The following is a 16,377-nucleotide window of genomic DNA, read 5'->3' on the forward strand; positions in this document are numbered from 1 at the left end:
CGCGGGCCCCAACGCGGCCCGCAGGGCGATCAGTTAGCGAAAGGGTTACGGCTGCTTTTATGGGCGGCCGGGCGCACCGGCGCCGTCGCGGTTTCAGAAGAACTCGCGATGTGATCTTCACCCAGTACCTGCTGAACGTTCTGGGGCTGAACGGTTTCCGGTGAGGTGGAGATCTCTTTGCCTAACTGGCTGTTGAGAATGCCCAGACTCTGCTCGTTCAGCGTGCCCAGCGCATAGCTGATATTTAGCTGATTAATCAGATAGCTGTAACGTGCATCGGACAACTGCTGTTTCGCGTTATACAGGGTTGAGGTGGCGTTCAACACGTCAACGATGGTACGCGTACCGACCTGATAACCGGCTTCCATGGCGTCTAATGAACTCTGCGCAGAGACCACGGCTTGCTTGTACGCCGCAATGCTGCTCGCGGACGCATTCACGTTGTTGTAAGAAGAACGTACCGTCTGAACCGCAGAGCGGTGAGCCGCCTCCAGCTGTTCGCTGGCGCTGACAAAGTTATATTGCGCCTGCTTCACCTGTGAGGTCACGCTGCCACCGCTGTAAAGCGGAAGCGTGAAGCTCAGGCCGACTTTACTGTTTCCTGTAATCGAGTCTGTTGAGTTTGCACTCTGTTCAGCGCGGCTTCCGCCGTATTTGCTGTTAGACAGACCGGTAGACGCGGTCAGATCGAGCGTTGGCAGGTGGCCTGATTCCGCAGAGCGGATCTGTTCACGAGCTAAATCCTGATTCAGACGGGCAGAAAGCAGATTAAGGTTACGGCTTTCTGCCTGCTTGAGCAGCGCGTTAACGTTATCAGGTTTGGTGGTTTTAAAGCGATCGATGTTCAGTGAGGCCAGTGCCAGATAGTCCATGCCGGTGATCTGACGCAGAGACTCCACCGAGTTATCCAGATTGTTACGCGCCGTGACTTCATTGGCCAGCACGCTGTCATACTGGGCGCGGGCGTTCTGCACGTCGGTAATGGCCACCAGGCCCACGTTAAAGCGCTGAGTGGTTTGATCCAGCTCGCGGTAGATGGACATCTTCTGTGCTTCGACGTAAGAAAGCGTATCAATGGCTTTCAGCACGTTGAAATAGGCCGTCGCGGTATTCAGAATCAAATCCTGCTGGGCAACCTGATAGGTGACGTCCTGGATACCTGCGGTTTTTTCCTGCAGGGTCAGCGCGCGCCATTTTGACATGTCGAAAATGGTTTGCGTCAATTGCAGTGTGCCACTGGTCGTGTTGGAATGAATACCGCTACTATCACGATAGCCATTTGCATAGCTGTAATCTGCACCCAAACCCAGTTGTGGTAATAAAGGGCTGCGCGCTTCGTTGATTTTCTCAAACGCAGCATCGCGAGTGGCAGCGGAGCTCCGCAGGTCCGGGTTGCTTAAACGCGCTTGTTGGTAAACCTGAAGCAGGTTTTCTGCCTGACTGGCGACGCTGAAACCGCCCAGGCTCAGCCCAATAAATAATGGGAGCAGTTTTTTCATTTGCATTCCTTTTGTTGCAGCAAATCGCAATGATAGTGCCGCCGGTAAGCCAAAAATTATCGCAGATTCTAGCAGAGGGCAACTGTGAGATAAGGTGGCTGAACGTGCCATATTTGCGTGTTTCAGGTAAATAACTCTGTAATGACTGTTTAGATAGTGCCCGGGCTTGTGTTTTATCTGTGTCATCCCAATCTGCAAAAGGAACCAAACGATGAAGGACAATAAAACATCACCTGTGACTTTCACAAAAAATGATGTAGAAATTATTGCACGTGAAACGGCCTACGACGGTTTTTTTTCCATCGTTCGCTACCGTTTTCGCCATCGTCTGTTTAAAGGCGGCATGAGCGGAGAAGTGACGCGTGAAGTTTTTGAGCGCGGCCATGCTGCCGTCCTGCTACCTTATGATCCCATCCGTGATGAAGTGGTGCTGATTGAGCAGATCCGCATTCCGGCCTTCGACTGCAGCCCAACGCCCTGGCTGCTGGAAATGATTGCGGGCATTATTGAACCCGGTGAAACTCCGGAACAGGTGGGGCGCCGTGAAGCATCAGAAGAAGCCGGTCTGACCGTTGGCCGGGTGAAGCCCGTGTTGAACTATCTTGCCAGCCCGGGCGGCACCAGCGAACGTTTATCGGTTATGGTGGGAGAAGTGGATGCCGGCCTGGCAACAGGATGCCATGGTCTGGAGGAAGAGAATGAGGATATTCTTGTGCATGTCGTAAGCCGTGAACAGGCTTACCACTGGGTGGAACAGGGGATTATTGATAACGCGGCATCTGTCATCGCCTTGCAATGGCTGGCACTGCACCATAAAGAACTTCGAGAAGAGTGGACGCAAAAATGAAACAGCGCTATATCCCTGATTTCCCCGAGATGATGCGGCTGTGCGAAACCAATTTCGCCCAGTTACGCCGTCTGCTCCCGCGCGATGACGAGGCAGGCGCATCGGTTAGCTATCAGGTGAGCGGCGCCCGCTATCAGTTAACAATAGAAGAATCAACACGTTACACTACTCTGGTTGAAATTCGCCAGACGGCACCGGCGGTGAGTTACTGGAGCCTGCCTTCCATGTCTGTCAGGCTGTATCATGACGCCATGGTCGCTGAAGTGTGTTCAACACAGCAGATCTATCGGTTTAAAGCGCGTTATGATTACCCGAATAAAAAGATGAATCAGCGTGATGAAAAGCATCAAATCAATCAGTTCCTCGCTGACTGGTTACGCTACTGTCTGACGCATGGCGCCATGGCAGTACCGGCTTGCTGATACGTATAATGCATTGAATGGCGTAGAGACGAAGGAAACGCTTTGGATAGCCTGCTAACTCTTCCTGCGGCGACAGAATCTGGGGTGCGGATTCTGCAAGTGACGGACACGCATTTGTTCGCAGGAAAACACGAATCGCTGCTGGGAGTGAATACCTGGTCGAGTTATGACGCCGTGCTGGATGCGATCATCGCACAACAGCGCGACTATGATCTCATTGTGGCCACCGGCGATCTCTCTCAGGATCACTCGGTCGAAGCCTATCAGCATTTTGTTGAGGGCATTTCGCGCCTGCCAAAACCCTGTGTCTGGCTGCCGGGTAATCATGATTTCCAGCCCGCAATGGTGGATACGCTGGCCAGAGCCGGCATCAACGCGCACAAGCATGTGCTGGTGGGCGAACACTGGCAGGTCGTGCTGCTGGACAGTCAGGTCTTCGGCGTGCCTCATGGCATGTTAAGCGACTATCAGCTCGACTGGCTTGATAACGCCCTCGCGCGCTTTCCCCTGCGTCATACGCTGGTGCTGCTGCACCACCATCCGCTTGCTTCAGGCTGCACTTGGCTTGATCAACACAGTTTGCGCAATCCCCATCAGCTTGATGCCGTGTTACAGCACTATCCGCTGGCAAAGACACTGGTGTGCGGCCATATCCATCAGGAAATGGATGTGGAGTGGCACGGTCGCCGCGTGCTGGCCACGCCTTCCACCTGCGTGCAGTTCAAACCGCACTGCACCAGCTTTACCATTGATACCCTTGCGCCAGGCTGGCGCTGGTTTACGCTGCACAATGACGGTCAGCTTGATACAGAAGTGAACCGGCTCAGCACTCAGGCGTTTTGCCCCGATCTTGATGCCGAAGGATACTGACGGATGAAGGCGCTGCTTTACCTGCACGGCTTTAACAGCTCCCCGCGCTCAGCGAAAGCGACGCTGTTCAAACAGTGGCTGAGTCACAATCATCCCGACATAGAGATGATTGTGCCGCAGCTTCCAACTTTTCCGGCCGAGGCCGCGGCGATGCTGGAAGACATCGTGTTAAGTCACAGCGGGCGTGAAATGGGCCTGGTGGGCTCCTCGCTGGGCGGTTACTACGCGACGTGGCTGTCCCAGTGCTTTATGTTGCCTGCAGTGGTCGTCAACCCTGCCGTGCGGCCGTTCGAGTTGCTGGTGGATTTTTTAGGGGAGAATCAGAATCCCTACACCGGTCAGCAATATGTGTTAGAGTCTCGCCACATTTACGATCTGAAAGTGATGCAGATTGAACCGCTGGAAGCACCTGATTTATTGTGGTTGCTGCAACAAACCGGCGATGAAGTGCTCGATTACCGCCAGGCGCTCGACTACTACAGCGCGTGCCGTCATACGGTGGAAGAGGGCGGAAATCATGCATTTACTGGATTCGAACGCCATTTCCCGCAAATTCTGGACTTTCTGGGCCTGAATCACGCTTGAGTAACGCGGAAATCGCAACCATTTTCTTCTTCTAATCAGACAGTTACCATGAGTCAATCAAGCTATAATGCGGGTGACATTGAGGTCCTGACTGGCCTTGAGCCGGTTCGCCGTCGCCCGGGAATGTATACCGATACGACGCGCCCTAACCACTTGGGTCAGGAAGTGATTGATAACAGTGTCGATGAGGCACTGGCGGGCCATGCCAGGCGCGTAGAAGTGATTTTACATGCCGATCAGTCGTTAGAAGTGACTGACGACGGACGCGGCATGCCGGTGGATATCCATCCGGAAGAAGGCGTCCCGGCCGTTGAGCTCATCCTGTGCCGGCTGCACGCGGGGGGGAAATTCTCTAATAAAAACTACCAGTTTTCCGGTGGCCTGCACGGCGTCGGCATTTCGGTGGTCAATGCCCTCTCTAAGCGTGTTGAAGTCAACGTGCGACGTAATGGTGAGATCTACAGTATCGCCTTCGAAAACGGTGAAAAAGTGCAGGATCTGACCGTCACGGGCACGGTTGCGAAGCGCAACACCGGCACCAGCGTCCATTTCTGGCCGGATGAGCACTTCTTTGACAGTCCGCGCTTCTCGGTGTCCCGCTTATCACACCTGCTTAAGGCGAAAGCCGTGCTATGTCCAGGGGTGGAAATTGTCTTCAAAGACAAGCTGAACAATACCGAACAGCGCTGGTGCTACGAAGATGGTCTGACAGATTACCTGTGCGAAGCCGTCAACGGCCTGCCAACCCTGCCAGAGAAGCCCTTCGTCGGAACCTTTGCCGGTGATATCGAAGCGGTGGACTGGGCATTACTGTGGCTGCCGGAAGGCGGTGAGCTGCTGACCGAAAGCTATGTGAACCTGATTCCCACCATGCAGGGCGGTACCCATGTCAACGGTCTGCGTCAGGGATTGCTGGATGCCATGCGTGAGTTTTGTGAATACCGCAATATTCTGCCGCGCGGCGTTAAACTGTCCGCAGAGGATATCTGGGATCGCTGCGCCTATGTGCTGTCAGTAAAAATGCAGGATCCGCAGTTTGCAGGCCAGACAAAAGAGCGTTTATCCTCGCGCCAGTGCGCCGCCTTTGTGTCTGCCGTAGTAAAAGATGCCTTTAGCCTGTGGCTGAATCAGAACGTGCAGGCGGCAGAACAGCTGGCGGAGCTGGCGATCTCCAGCGCCCAGCGCCGTATGCGCGCAGCCAAAAAAGTGGTGCGTAAAAAACTGACCAGCGGCCCGGCACTACCGGGTAAGCTGGCAGACTGCACTGCGCAGGATCTGAACAAAACCGAACTCTTCCTGGTGGAAGGGGATTCGGCGGGCGGATCGGCGAAGCAGGCGCGCGATCGCGAATATCAGGCGATCATGCCGCTTAAAGGTAAGATCCTCAATACGTGGGAAGTCTCGTCCGATGAAGTGCTGGCCTCGCAGGAGGTGCACGATATTTCGGTGGCGATCGGTATCGATCCCGATAGCGAAGATCTCTCACAGCTGCGCTACGGCAAAATCTGTATCCTTGCTGATGCGGACTCGGATGGGCTGCACATCGCCACATTGCTGTGTGCGCTGTTTGTGAAGCACTTCCGTACCCTGGTAAAAAATGGCCACGTCTATGTCGCCATGCCGCCGCTGTATCGCATCGATCTGGGCAAAGAAGTGTATTACGCGCTGGATGAAGACGAGAAAGAGGGCGTACTGGAGCAGCTGAAGCGCAAGAAGGGCAAGCCAAACGTGCAGCGCTTTAAAGGGCTGGGTGAAATGAACCCGCTGCAGCTGCGCGAAACCACGCTCGATCCCAACACGCGCCGTCTGGTGCAGCTCACCGTCAGTGACGATGACATTGAACAGACTTTGCGGGTAATGGATATGCTGCTGGCGAAAAAGCGATCCGAAGATCGTCGTAACTGGCTGCAGGAAAAAGGCGATAAAGCGGATATTGAAGTGTAATCCGCAGCCTGATGGAAAAAGCCCCTGAATGGGGCTTTTTTTTGTGCGTGTTCCGCCAGGATTATTTACCCGGCTCCAGCACCAGAATTTTCACGTCAGTCACATAGTCTTTAATCGCCGTACGATGGGCTTCCATATGCGGCATCTGCTGATGCTGATCAAGATGGCGCAGGGTTTCCCACTGCTCCAGCATAAAAATCGAATCAGGTGAATTGTGTTTCCAGGGCACCTGCGCCTGGTGATCGACCAGAGGGCTGTACTGATGGCAGCCTTCTTCTTCCAGCACGGTAGGGATCACCTGGTGAAACGCATCCAGTACTTTCTGGCGACAGCCTGGCTTAACACAAATTTCAGCAACGACGGTTAACATTCACGTTTCCTCTTTCTGGGTGAACATCTATTTAAGCAAAAATCTCGCGGAGGTGCGTGCGATAACGTGCAATATCACGTGGAACATCCGGCTGTTTCATCACGTCGTTGCAGATAAAGGTCGGCAATGCTTCCATGCCCAGGAACTGATTCGCCTTATGGAAATGCAGATAAAGTCCGTCAACGCCCACGCCTTCAAAGAACTGTTCAGGGTCGGTAAAGGCCTCCAGTGGTGCGTTCCAGGTCAGTGACAGCATATATTTTTTGCCCTGAATCAGTCCGCCTGAACCATATTTTTTTGCGCCGTCGGCACGGGTGCGGCCATCGCTGGCATACAGCTTACCGTGGCCGTCGGTGAAAACCTCATCGATGTAACGTTTCACGGTCCAGGGTTCACCCATCCACCAGCCCGGCATTTGATAAATCACCACGTCACTGTCGAGATATTTTTGCACCTCATCGGCCACAACATACGCGTGGTCGGCAACGGTGATCGTGACCTCATGGCCCAGATCACGCAGCTGGCTGGCGGCCACCTCGGTCAGCGTATGATTCAGCTCGCCTTTCGAATGGGCGAAGGTTTTACCGCCATCGATAATTAAAATGTTACTCATTAAGCTTGTCTCCCGTATGCGTCAATGGGGGGTAGCTTAGGCCGTGGCGGGCGGGAGAAAAATGCGAGAATGATCACAACACTTTTGCGAATAGCGCAATAACCCCCGAGGTTATGTCACCATACCAGCGCAAACTCACTGCCGAAAAAAATACAATGATGAAAAAAACACTCGTAATCACGTTACTGCTGGTGGCTGGCGGCGCGCAGGCCCAGTCGCGTCTGGACAGCGTTCTTAACACCAAAACCCTGAAAGTCTGTACTACCGGGGACTACAAACCTTACAGCTTCCTGAAACCGGATGGCAGCTATGAAGGGCTGGATATCAGCATGGCTGAATCCCTGGCCGCGTCACTGGGGGCGAAGGTGCAATGGGTACCCACCACCTGGAAAACCCTGATGCAGGACTTTATCGCGAAGCAGTGCGATATCGCCTTGGGTGGCGTATCGGTCACGCTGAAGCGCCAGCAAACGGCCTGGTTTGCGCAGCCGCTGGGCGTGGACGGTAAAATTCCGCTGGTGCGCTGCGCCGATAAGGCGAAGTACCAGACGGTCGAACAGATGAACCAGCCCAGCGTGCGTCTGGTTGAGCCAGCAGGGGGCACGAACGAGGCGTTTGTTCACAGCCACTTACCTCAGGCTGCGTTAACGCTGTTTCACGATAATGTGACCATCTTCCAGCAGCTGGTGGACAATAAAGCCGATGTGATGATCACCGATGCCTCAGAGGCGCTGTATCAGCAAAAACGCTTTCCTTCCCTGTGTGCGCTCAACCCGGATAAACCGCTGCAGTACGGTGAAAAAGCTTACATGATTCCGCGTGATGATATGAGCTGGAAGCAGTATGTCGATCAGTGGCTGCATCTGAGCACCGCGACCGGGGAATATGCGCAGATCGCCCAGCAGTGGATGGGTGTGATGAAGTAAGGCGAAAGCAGGGGGTTTACCTGATGTGTTAACGCCGGGCTTCAAAACTGCAGATAGCCGTCCGAAATGGCGCACATGCGTCACTGTGCCCACCGCCACGGGAGCGGAACAGACAATTCGCAGCGCTGAGCAGAGCGAGGAAGCCAGAATTTGCCCGCAGGACGCGGGCAAAAAGCGGAGCCGGTACAGGAAGTACCGTCTCCGCTGGTTCGTCAGGCTGACGAACGCCGCGAAGGCACCGCGTTAGCGGCGCGAGGACGTCAGATCCGATACCGTGGCGGTGGGAACCGCACGGAACACCAACCACACATTTTTACCCTTCAGTACTCAATACAGCGACGCTTTTCCCAGTCCACCAAACAAATTCATTTTGTAGCGGATCACCGCTTTAGCGGCTTCAATCGCTTCGGGATAGATAACGTTTGGATCCCACCAGGTTTCGCGGGTTAAGACTTCGCGCACCTTCTGGAAATAGGCATATTTCATATCGCTGGAGATATTGATTTTACCGACGCCCAGCGTAACCGCCTCCGCCACTTCGGCATCGGGATTCGCCGAACCGCCGTGCAAGACCAGCGGAATGGAAACGCGCTGAGAGATATCCCGCAGAATATGCATTTGCAGTTCGGGCTTCATATCTTTGGGATAGATACCGTGCGCCGTGCCTATTGCCACCGCTAAGGTATCCACGCCGGTGCGCTGCACAAAGTCTTCTGCCTGCGCGGGATCGGTGTAAATCACTTTACTGACGCCGCCCTCTACCGAGGTGCCGGTATCGCCAATGGTCCCCAGTTCGCCCTCGACAGATACGCCCACCGCGTGCGCCAGCTTCACTACCTCTTTGGTCAGCGCCACGTTTTCTTCATAGGGCAGCAGCGAGCCGTCAATCATGACCGATGTAAAGCCACACTGAATAGCGCGCAGCACGTGGGCAACCGAAGCACCATGATCCAGATGCAAGGTAAAGGGCACGGTACTTTTCAGGGTGCGCTCCCGAACATAGCCAAAAAACGCATCCGTCACGAACGCCAGTTCGCTGGGATGAATAGAGATAATGGCCGGAGTTTGTGTGGCTTCGGCTTCTTCCACCACCGCGCGGATAAAACAGCTGTCGGCCACGTTAAATGCGCCTATAGCAAAGCGGTGTTGGCGGGTGGGGCTTAACATCTCTTTCATTGAAATCAACATGTTAAATCTTCCTCAGCTTGTTTTACGACAAAGGGATGCCCTGCGCTGACGTTCAGAGACGCGCACCGGGTTACAGCAGAAAAAAATCAGATCTGATTAGCGGAGCCGGAACAGCTCAGATAGTCATGTACGACTTCGCAGCAGGCGGCCTCCATCAGCGCCAGCAGATCAGGCAGCTCAGCAGCGGGATGCTGCTTAAGCGCCTGATGGAGCGCCTGCTTGCCTGCATCAAAGACCGCCGCGCCAACGTTAATCTTGGCGACGCCGTGCTGACTGACGCGTCGAATATCGTCGGCTGGCGTGCCGCTGCCGCCGTGCAGCGCCAGGGGAACCGGCGAAACCCCATGCAGCGCAGCCAGACGCTGAAAGTCGATTTGCGGTTTGACGCCAGCGGGATAGAGCCCGTGCGCGGTCCCAACCGACACCGCTAACAGATCGATGCCCGTCTGTTCCAGAAAGGGCACCACGTCCGCCACTTGGGTCATTTTCACCGCAGCGTCTGCCAGCGCATAGGTTGGGGCATCGGCGATATGCCCCAGTTCGCCCTCCACACAAACCCCGGCGGTATGCGCCATCTCGACCACTTTTGCCGTCTGGCGAATATTTTCTGCCAGCGGCTCGGAGGAGGCATCGATCATCAGTCCGGTAAACCCGGCGCGAAAGGCCTGTCCAATCAGCGGAAAGGCTTTTCCATGGTCAAGCGCCAGCGCGATCGGCACGCGGGCATTCGCTGCCAGCGCCTGAACCAAGGGCACGGCGACAGCGGGCGGGAAATGGCGGCTGTGCCCCTGATAAACATTCAGGATCAGGGGCGCGCGTTGCTCCTCCGCCGCCTTCACTGCCGCACGTGCGCTCTCCAGATTGAAACAGTTGATGGCCAGTACCGCATACTGATTACGGGCAGCCCGTGCGATCAGGTCGTTCATTGCCGCGTACATACGCACTCCTTATTCCAGTGTGAATTTAATGTCGTCGTCGCGAACGCTGTGGTCTTCCACGTCGTCAAACTCTTCGTCGGCTTCGGTCACCGGCTTTTTCAGCAGCGATAGCATCACGCCACAGATCGTGCTGCCGATACCGAGCGCCAGGCAGAACAGCCAGGGTTTGGTGAAGAGAGGCACCACGAACATGCCGCCGTGAGGCACGGGCGCTTCGACGCCCCAGACCATAATCAGCCCGCCGGCGACGGCGGAAGCCACCACACAGCTGCCGACGACACGAAGCAGATCGCGGGCGGCAATCGGGATCACACCTTCAGTGATCATGCAGATCCCCATGGGAAAGGCCGCCTTCAGCGCCTCTTTTTCCGCGCGGGTGTACTTATGGCGGGTTAACAGCCAGGAAAGGGTGATACCAAAGGGCGGGATCATCGAACCGACAAATTTGACCGCTTCCGGTCCGTAAATACCGTCGACCAGCATGCCATCCGCGAACAGCGACATGGTTTTATTGACCGGCCCGCCAAAGTCGAAGGTGGCCATCGCCCCCAGAATGGCGCCCATAACGAACTTCGAACCGCCCTGCATGGATTCCAACAGCGCAATCAGCGCCTTCTGCAACCAGACGATGGGCTGGCCGATGAAGGTCATCATCAAAAGCCCGGCGATAATGGTGCTCAGCACCGGTAACACCATGATCGGCATCAGGCCCTGCATCGACTGCGGCAGCCGAATGCTGCGACGCAACAGAATCACCGTATAACCCACCAGGAAGCCGCCAAGGATGCCGCCGATAAAACCCGTGCCGATCTGGCCGCAGATAAAGCCCACGATTAAGCCAGGCGCAAAGCCCGGCCTGTCGGCAATCGAGTAGGCGATGGCGGCGCTAATCAACGGCACGATCAATCCCATGCCCCAGCCGCCCATCTGGTTTAGCATCCAGGCAATCGTGCCGGGATGTTTGCCTACGTCCGGACCACCGATGACCTGGCCCAGCGCGATGCAGATCCCGGCGGCGACAATCAGCGGGATCATCCAGGAGATCCCCGTCAACAGATGACCTTTGATCTCCTGTCCGTACTGTCTTTTGTTATCGTTCATTGTGGATCTCCTCAGGCACGCGCCAGTGAATCCGCCACTTTTTCCAGAAACTTAATCGGCGACTTGATCACCACTTCAGTTTTCACCCTGACGATCGGTTTGCCGCGAAAGCGTTCCTCACCGTTGATCTTGACATCCACCGCCAGAATGACGACATCGGCGGCGGCGATGGTTTCCGTATCGAGGGCGTTTTCAGTACCAATGGTGCCCTGCGTTTCCACGTGGATGGTGTGACCAAGGGCATGGGCTCCCTTGATCAGTTTTTCGCGCGCAATGTAGGTATGCGCGATACCCGCCGTGCAGGCGGCAACACAGACAATGTTCATGGTCTACCTCGGACGTGTAGGATTAACAGAGGTCGGTTTCGGCGTACTGACTGAACAGCCGAATGATTTCGCTGGGGTCGTTTTCCACCAGCAACTGCGCAATCACCTCATCATCGGCCAGCGCACTGGCCACCTGGGACAGCAGGCGAATATGGGGGGTATTTTGATCTTCAAGGCGAACGGCAAACAGGATGATGCAGCGCACCTGGCTGCCATCCAGCGTTTCCCAGGGAATATCCTGCTGGCTGCGCCCAATAGCTAACGTGGTCTGTTTCACGGCTGACGATTTCCCGTGGGGAATGGCAATGTGATTTTCAAACCCTGTCGAACCCTCTGCCTCGCGTAGCCAGACATCCTTGATAAAGGCCTGTTTATCGCTAATCGCACCGTCACTGAACAGCAAATCGGTCAGTTCAATGATGGCCTCCTCTTTACTGCTGGCTTGCAGGTTGAGATTGACGCGGCGTGGCGTAAGAATGCGAGAAATATCCATCAGTCAGACCTCATTCAGTTAATGTTCTGCCAGGGCGCTGTTAACGGCCTTCGGCAGTTGGCTGCCAATCATGGCGTCAGTCACACGGCGAATATCGTCGTCATTGAAAAACGCGGTCACATACACGGTAGGAAACAGCGAGGTGTCGAGGTGAATAGTCGAGATCACCAGATCAACCGGCTCCTGTTGGCAAAAATCGCCGAGGTTACTGGCCGAAATGACGCCCGCAATAATCCAGTCCGGGAACGCGCGCAGAATACGGCTCTTCAGGAGATGCGAGGTGCCGACGCCGCTGGAACAGACCAGCAAAATGCGTTTATGGGCGATTTGCCGTTCCAGCGCGGCCTGAAAATGGACACATAAATAGCCCACTTCGTCGTCCGCAATCGACCCGTAATGAAAACGCGCGGCGGTAAGCTGCATGGCCCGCTGAGTCAGCGTAAAAATTTCACTCAGCTCCGTTTTAATATCATCGAGCAATGGATTACGAATGCTAATATGATATTTCAGCCGGTTAAGTAATGGCTTAATATGGAAAAGTAAACCTTCAAATAATAAAGGATCGGCAGTGAGGTCCTGTTGAATAAGTTCTGAGAAGCAGCGAATTAATTCAACCGTAATATTACGCGAGGCTTCATTCGATAATTGATATTGCGGCAACATATCGCTGCCGCGTTCTTCAACCACAATGCCCGACGAAATAATGTACTGATAAATAAATCCGACTTCATCCGCCGGCACTGACTGGTCTAAACGTTGTTCAACCTGTCGCACCATCTGACGGGCAATCTTCAGAATGCGATTATCCATTTCCTGAGCGCTCAGCGCTAAGGGCAGAGATAAAGCCTTACCCTGCGACATGCGGTGGATCATAATCAGGATGTGGGTGGACAGATTGATGTAGTACGCATCGCTCAGAGGATAGCCAAGCTGCTGCTCCATCTGCTGCAGTAAGGTTTGCACAAACGCCACATCCTCCTCGCCAAAATAGTGGATCAGCGCCTGGTAACTGCCCGGGTCCAGCCGCGGTAGCGCTGTGTTACTGCCACCGTTATGCTGCATAACATCGTTAATCAGCGATACCATCGCCTGACGTAATGCCTGCTCACTGCCTTCGACATGCGTACCGCTCTGACTTCTGACCAGTGCCAGCGCCAGCGGTTGTAGCCACTCTTCAATGACCTTTAAATCGTTGACGATAGAAGCGTGACTAATGAAATAGCGTTCAGATAACTTACTGATTGAGGTTTCACGCGGCGCATCCCTCAGCAGCTGTGACAGAATTTTCACCCGGCGTGCATTGTTGCTTAAACCTTCAGACCAGTTCTCTTCACTGGCCAGATGCTGCTGTAATCGCAGGCGTTGCGCGATATCCTCGGTTTGCAGTATCACGCTGCGACCGGGCAGCTTGATCAACTGCGCCTGCCAGGCGCCCAGCCAGATTTCCAGGCTTTGCAAATCGCGATAAATACTTTTTTCAGAAACGGTCAGCTGCTGGGCTAATTGCGTTAAAGCCAGCGGCGTACCCGCCTGCAGCAGTAATTTCAGTAACCGGTGTTGTCGTGAAGTCAGATTCTGCATTCAGTCACCTGTCTATTATTTCGTTAGCGGTGCTTAAGTGGCAATTCGTTAAATCCAACCTGGAAAAAAATAAAAGTGTGTAACAGCGTTAATATCGAATGTAGGGCGTGGAAGGCGAATCAACAATACTAAATGTTGTCCCCGAAACGGGACAGGATTAATACGCTATAACGTCGCCCGTAATTAATTGCGAGCGCGGTCACAAACTATTAGAAATAAGACATTCGGCATTTTGTCCTGAGGCGGATTTTCGGCGATCGGTCAACCGGGAAAAAACCCCAGGCCTGACTGCGTCTGGCCTGTGACTAACACCCACGAATAAGGTACTATCCTCGCCAAACAACCGCCGGGTGATCCGCCGTTGCGGGTCACGATGTGAGGATGAGGACTTAATGAGCGAATTGACGCAGGATGGTGCAGAGCGTCTTGCCCTGCATACGTTTACTGAGAATGCGTACTTAAATTACTCCATGTACGTCATCATGGACCGCGCGCTGCCTTATATTGGCGACGGTTTAAAGCCCGTGCAGCGCCGCATTGTCTATGCCATGTCAGAGCTGGGGCTGAACGCCACCGCCAAATTTAAAAAATCCGCCCGTACCGTCGGTGACGTGCTGGGTAAATACCATCCTCATGGCGACAGCGCCTGCTATGAAGCCATGGTGCTGATGGCACAGCCGTTCTCCTACCGCTATCCGCTGGTCGATGGTCAGGGAAACTGGGGCGCGCCGGACGATCCTAAATCCTTTGCCGCCATGCGTTACACCGAGTCGCGCCTGTCGAAGTATGCCGAAGTGCTGCTGGGCGAGCTGGGGCAGGGCACGGCTGACTGGGTGCCGAACTTTGACGGCACGATGCAGGAGCCCAAGATGCTGCCGGCGCGGCTGCCGAACATCCTGCTGAACGGCACCACCGGCATTGCGGTGGGCATGGCAACGGATATTCCGCCGCACAACCTGCGTGAAGTGGCGCAGGCCGCTATCGCCCTGATTGACGATCCGAAAACCAGCCTGGATGCGCTGCTGGAAATCGTGCAGGGCCCGGATTTCCCGACTGAAGCCGAGATCATCACGCCTCGTGACGAGATTCGCAAAATCTATCAGAACGGACGCGGTTCGGTGCGCCAGCGCGCGGTGTGGAAAAAAGAAGACGGCGAAGTGGTGATCACCGCGCTGCCGCATCAGGTATCCGGTGCGCGCGTGCTGGAGCAGATCGCCAACCAGATGCGCAACAAAAAGCTGCCGATGGTAGAGGATCTTCGTGACGAATCCGATCACGAAAACCCCACCCGGCTGGTGATCGTGCCGCGATCCAATCGCGTCGATCTTGAGCAGGTCATGAACCACCTGTTCGCCACCACCGATCTGGAAAAAAGCTACCGCATCAACCTCAATATGATCGGCCTGGATAACCGTCCGGCGGTAAAAAACCTGCTGGAGATCCTGTCTGAATGGTTAGTGTTCCGTCGTGACACCGTGCGCCGCCGTCTGAACTACCGTTTAGATCGCGTGCTGCGCCGTTTGCATATCCTTGACGGTTTGCTGGTGGCGTTCCTCAATATTGATGAAGTGATTCATATCATCCGTACCGAGGACGAGCCGAAACCGGTACTGATGTCGCGCTTTGACATTAGCGAAACCCAGGCTGAAGCGATCCTTGAACTCAAGCTGCGTCATTTGGCCAAGCTGGAAGAGATGAAGATTCGCGGCGAGCAGAGCGAGCTGGAAAAAGAGCGCGATCAGCTGCAGGCGATTCTGGCGTCCGAACGCAAAATGAATACGCTGCTGAAAAAAGAGCTGCAGGCAGACAGCAACAATTTTGGCGACGACCGCCGTTCACCGCTGCGTGAGCGTGAAGAAGCGAAAGCGCTGAGTGAAACCGAGCTGGTGCCGTCCGAGCCTGTCACCATTGTGCTGTCGCAGATGGGCTGGGTGCGCAGCGCTAAAGGACATGACATCGACCCGGCAGGGCTGAGCTACAAAGCGGGCGACAGCTATCTGGCGGCGGCGCGCGGCAAGAGTAACCAACCTGTGGCCTTTATCGATTCCACCGGACGCAGCTATACGCTGGATCCCACCTCGCTGCCGTCGGCACGCGGGCAGGGCGAGCCGCTGACCGGTAAGCTGACGCCACCGCCGGGTGCCGTTATGGAGCAGGTGCTGATGGAGCCGGAAGAGCAGCGTTTGCTGATGGCGTCTGATGCCGGATACGGTTTCATCTGTACCTTCAACGATCTGATTTCGCGCAACCGTGCGGGTAAAGCGCTGCTGACGCTGCCTGAAAATGCCCGCGTGATGACGCCCATGGCTGTCCATCACGAAGATGACATGCTGCTGGCCATTACGCAGGCGGGCAGGATGTTGATGTTCCCGGTCGGCGAACTGCCGCAGATGTCGAAGGGCAAGGGCAACAAGATTATCTCGATTCCGTCGGCGGATGCCGCGTCGGGAGCGGATAAACTGGCCTGGCTGATGATCCTGCCACCGGGCAGTGCGATTACGCTGCACGTGGGCAAACGCAAGCTGCTGTTACGCAGTGAAGAGTTGCAGAAGTTCCGTGCCGATCGCGGCCGTCGTGGCACACTGCTGCCGCGCGGCCTGCAAAAAATTGATCGGGTCGAACTGGATGCGCCGGCACGTCCCGGCAGCGCGGACAGCGACGCGTAATTCACCCG

At 55.1% G+C, this 16,377-nt stretch carries 16 protein-coding genes; 7 read left to right on the forward strand and 9 right to left on the reverse strand.

The features are described 5' to 3' along the window. Positions 1 to 29: 29 nt before the first annotated feature. A complete protein-coding gene (gene tolC / locus QLG08_RS12305) occupies positions 30 to 1,499 on the reverse strand; it encodes an outer membrane channel protein TolC (protein WP_024471050.1) in 1,470 nt (489 codons plus the stop codon). Between the two features lie 211 nt (positions 1,500 to 1,710). On the opposite strand from tolC, the gene nudF reads away from it, so the two are divergent. Genes nudF through parE form a run of 5 tightly spaced genes read left to right on the forward strand, consistent with a single transcriptional unit; the run spans position 1,711 to position 6,167 of the window. Continuing rightward, entirely contained in the window at positions 1,711 to 2,346 is a 636-nt protein-coding gene (nudF, locus tag QLG08_RS12310) for an ADP-ribose diphosphatase (RefSeq protein WP_013027242.1), read from the forward strand. Continuing rightward, positions 2,343 to 2,768 (forward strand): DUF1249 family protein, encoded by a 426-nt coding sequence (locus QLG08_RS12315; RefSeq protein WP_014605031.1) that lies wholly within the window; start codon positions 2,343 to 2,345, stop codon positions 2,766 to 2,768. The genes nudF and QLG08_RS12315 overlap by 4 nt, the downstream gene beginning before the upstream one ends. Before the next feature lie 42 nt (positions 2,769 to 2,810). Continuing rightward, a complete protein-coding gene (gene cpdA, locus QLG08_RS12320) occupies positions 2,811 to 3,638 on the forward strand; it encodes a 3',5'-cyclic-AMP phosphodiesterase (RefSeq protein WP_028715810.1) in 828 nt (275 codons plus the stop codon). Positions 3,639 to 3,641: 3 nt separating this feature from the next. Further along, entirely contained in the window at positions 3,642 to 4,223 is a 582-nt protein-coding gene (gene yqiA, locus QLG08_RS12325; protein ID WP_013027239.1) for an esterase YqiA, read from the forward strand. A gap of 48 nt (positions 4,224 to 4,271) precedes the next feature. Beyond that, on the forward strand, positions 4,272 to 6,167 hold the full coding sequence (gene parE / locus QLG08_RS12330) for a DNA topoisomerase IV subunit B (protein ID WP_014594634.1): 1,896 nt from the start codon (positions 4,272 to 4,274) through the stop codon (positions 6,165 to 6,167). A gap of 61 nt (positions 6,168 to 6,228) precedes the next feature. On the opposite strand, the gene QLG08_RS12335 is transcribed toward parE, so the two are convergent. Both QLG08_RS12335 and QLG08_RS12340 read right to left on the reverse strand, forming a co-directional pair. Further along, positions 6,229 to 6,537 (reverse strand): putative quinol monooxygenase, encoded by a 309-nt coding sequence (locus tag QLG08_RS12335; RefSeq protein WP_013027237.1) that lies wholly within the window; start codon positions 6,535 to 6,537, stop codon positions 6,229 to 6,231. Positions 6,538 to 6,568: 31 nt separating this feature from the next. Next, positions 6,569 to 7,150 (reverse strand): NAD(P)H-dependent oxidoreductase, encoded by a 582-nt coding sequence (locus QLG08_RS12340; protein WP_015699497.1) that lies wholly within the window; start codon positions 7,148 to 7,150, stop codon positions 6,569 to 6,571. 158 nt (positions 7,151 to 7,308) lie between these two features. Here QLG08_RS12340 and QLG08_RS12345 point away from each other — a divergent pair, with 158 nt between their 5' ends. Beyond that, positions 7,309 to 8,076 carry a transporter substrate-binding domain-containing protein gene (locus QLG08_RS12345; RefSeq protein WP_227022903.1) on the forward strand — a complete coding sequence of 256 codons (768 nt, stop codon included), beginning with the start codon at positions 7,309 to 7,311 and terminating at the stop codon, positions 8,074 to 8,076. A 327-nt stretch (positions 8,077 to 8,403) separates the two neighbouring features. Here the strand turns inward: QLG08_RS12345 and QLG08_RS12350 are convergent, their stop codons facing one another. The 6 genes from QLG08_RS12350 to QLG08_RS12375 form a co-directional block, all read right to left on the reverse strand. Beyond that, complete coding sequence (locus QLG08_RS12350) at positions 8,404 to 9,264, reverse strand: ketose-bisphosphate aldolase (protein ID WP_014605034.1); 861 nt, start codon at positions 9,262 to 9,264, stop codon at positions 8,404 to 8,406. A gap of 86 nt (positions 9,265 to 9,350) precedes the next feature. Beyond that, complete coding sequence (locus QLG08_RS12355; protein WP_015699498.1) at positions 9,351 to 10,202, reverse strand: class II fructose-bisphosphate aldolase; 852 nt, start codon at positions 10,200 to 10,202, stop codon at positions 9,351 to 9,353. Between the two features lie 9 nt (positions 10,203 to 10,211). Further along, positions 10,212 to 11,303 carry a PTS fructose transporter subunit IIC gene (locus QLG08_RS12360; RefSeq protein WP_013027233.1) on the reverse strand — a complete coding sequence of 364 codons (1,092 nt, stop codon included), beginning with the start codon at positions 11,301 to 11,303 and terminating at the stop codon, positions 10,212 to 10,214. An 11-nt stretch (positions 11,304 to 11,314) separates the two neighbouring features. Continuing rightward, a complete protein-coding gene (locus QLG08_RS12365; protein ID WP_013027232.1) occupies positions 11,315 to 11,629 on the reverse strand; it encodes a fructose PTS transporter subunit IIB in 315 nt (104 codons plus the stop codon). 22 nt (positions 11,630 to 11,651) lie between these two features. Next, on the reverse strand, positions 11,652 to 12,122 hold the full coding sequence (locus tag QLG08_RS12370; protein WP_014594631.1) for a fructose PTS transporter subunit IIA: 471 nt from the start codon (positions 12,120 to 12,122) through the stop codon (positions 11,652 to 11,654). 18 nt (positions 12,123 to 12,140) lie between these two features. Further along, positions 12,141 to 13,703, reverse strand: a complete 1,563-nt coding sequence (locus QLG08_RS12375) for a transcription antiterminator (protein WP_014594630.1) — start codon at positions 13,701 to 13,703, stop codon at positions 12,141 to 12,143. Positions 13,704 to 14,095: 392 nt separating this feature from the next. Between QLG08_RS12375 and parC the strand changes: the two genes are divergently transcribed. Further along, on the forward strand, positions 14,096 to 16,369 hold the full coding sequence (parC, locus tag QLG08_RS12380; protein ID WP_014605037.1) for a DNA topoisomerase IV subunit A: 2,274 nt from the start codon (positions 14,096 to 14,098) through the stop codon (positions 16,367 to 16,369). Positions 16,370 to 16,377 lie beyond the last annotated feature (8 nt).

The sequence above is a fragment of the Pantoea sp. V106_11 genome, assembly GCF_029967885.1.
GTDB classification, from domain to species: Bacteria; Pseudomonadota; Gammaproteobacteria; order Enterobacterales; family Enterobacteriaceae; genus Pantoea; species Pantoea ananatis.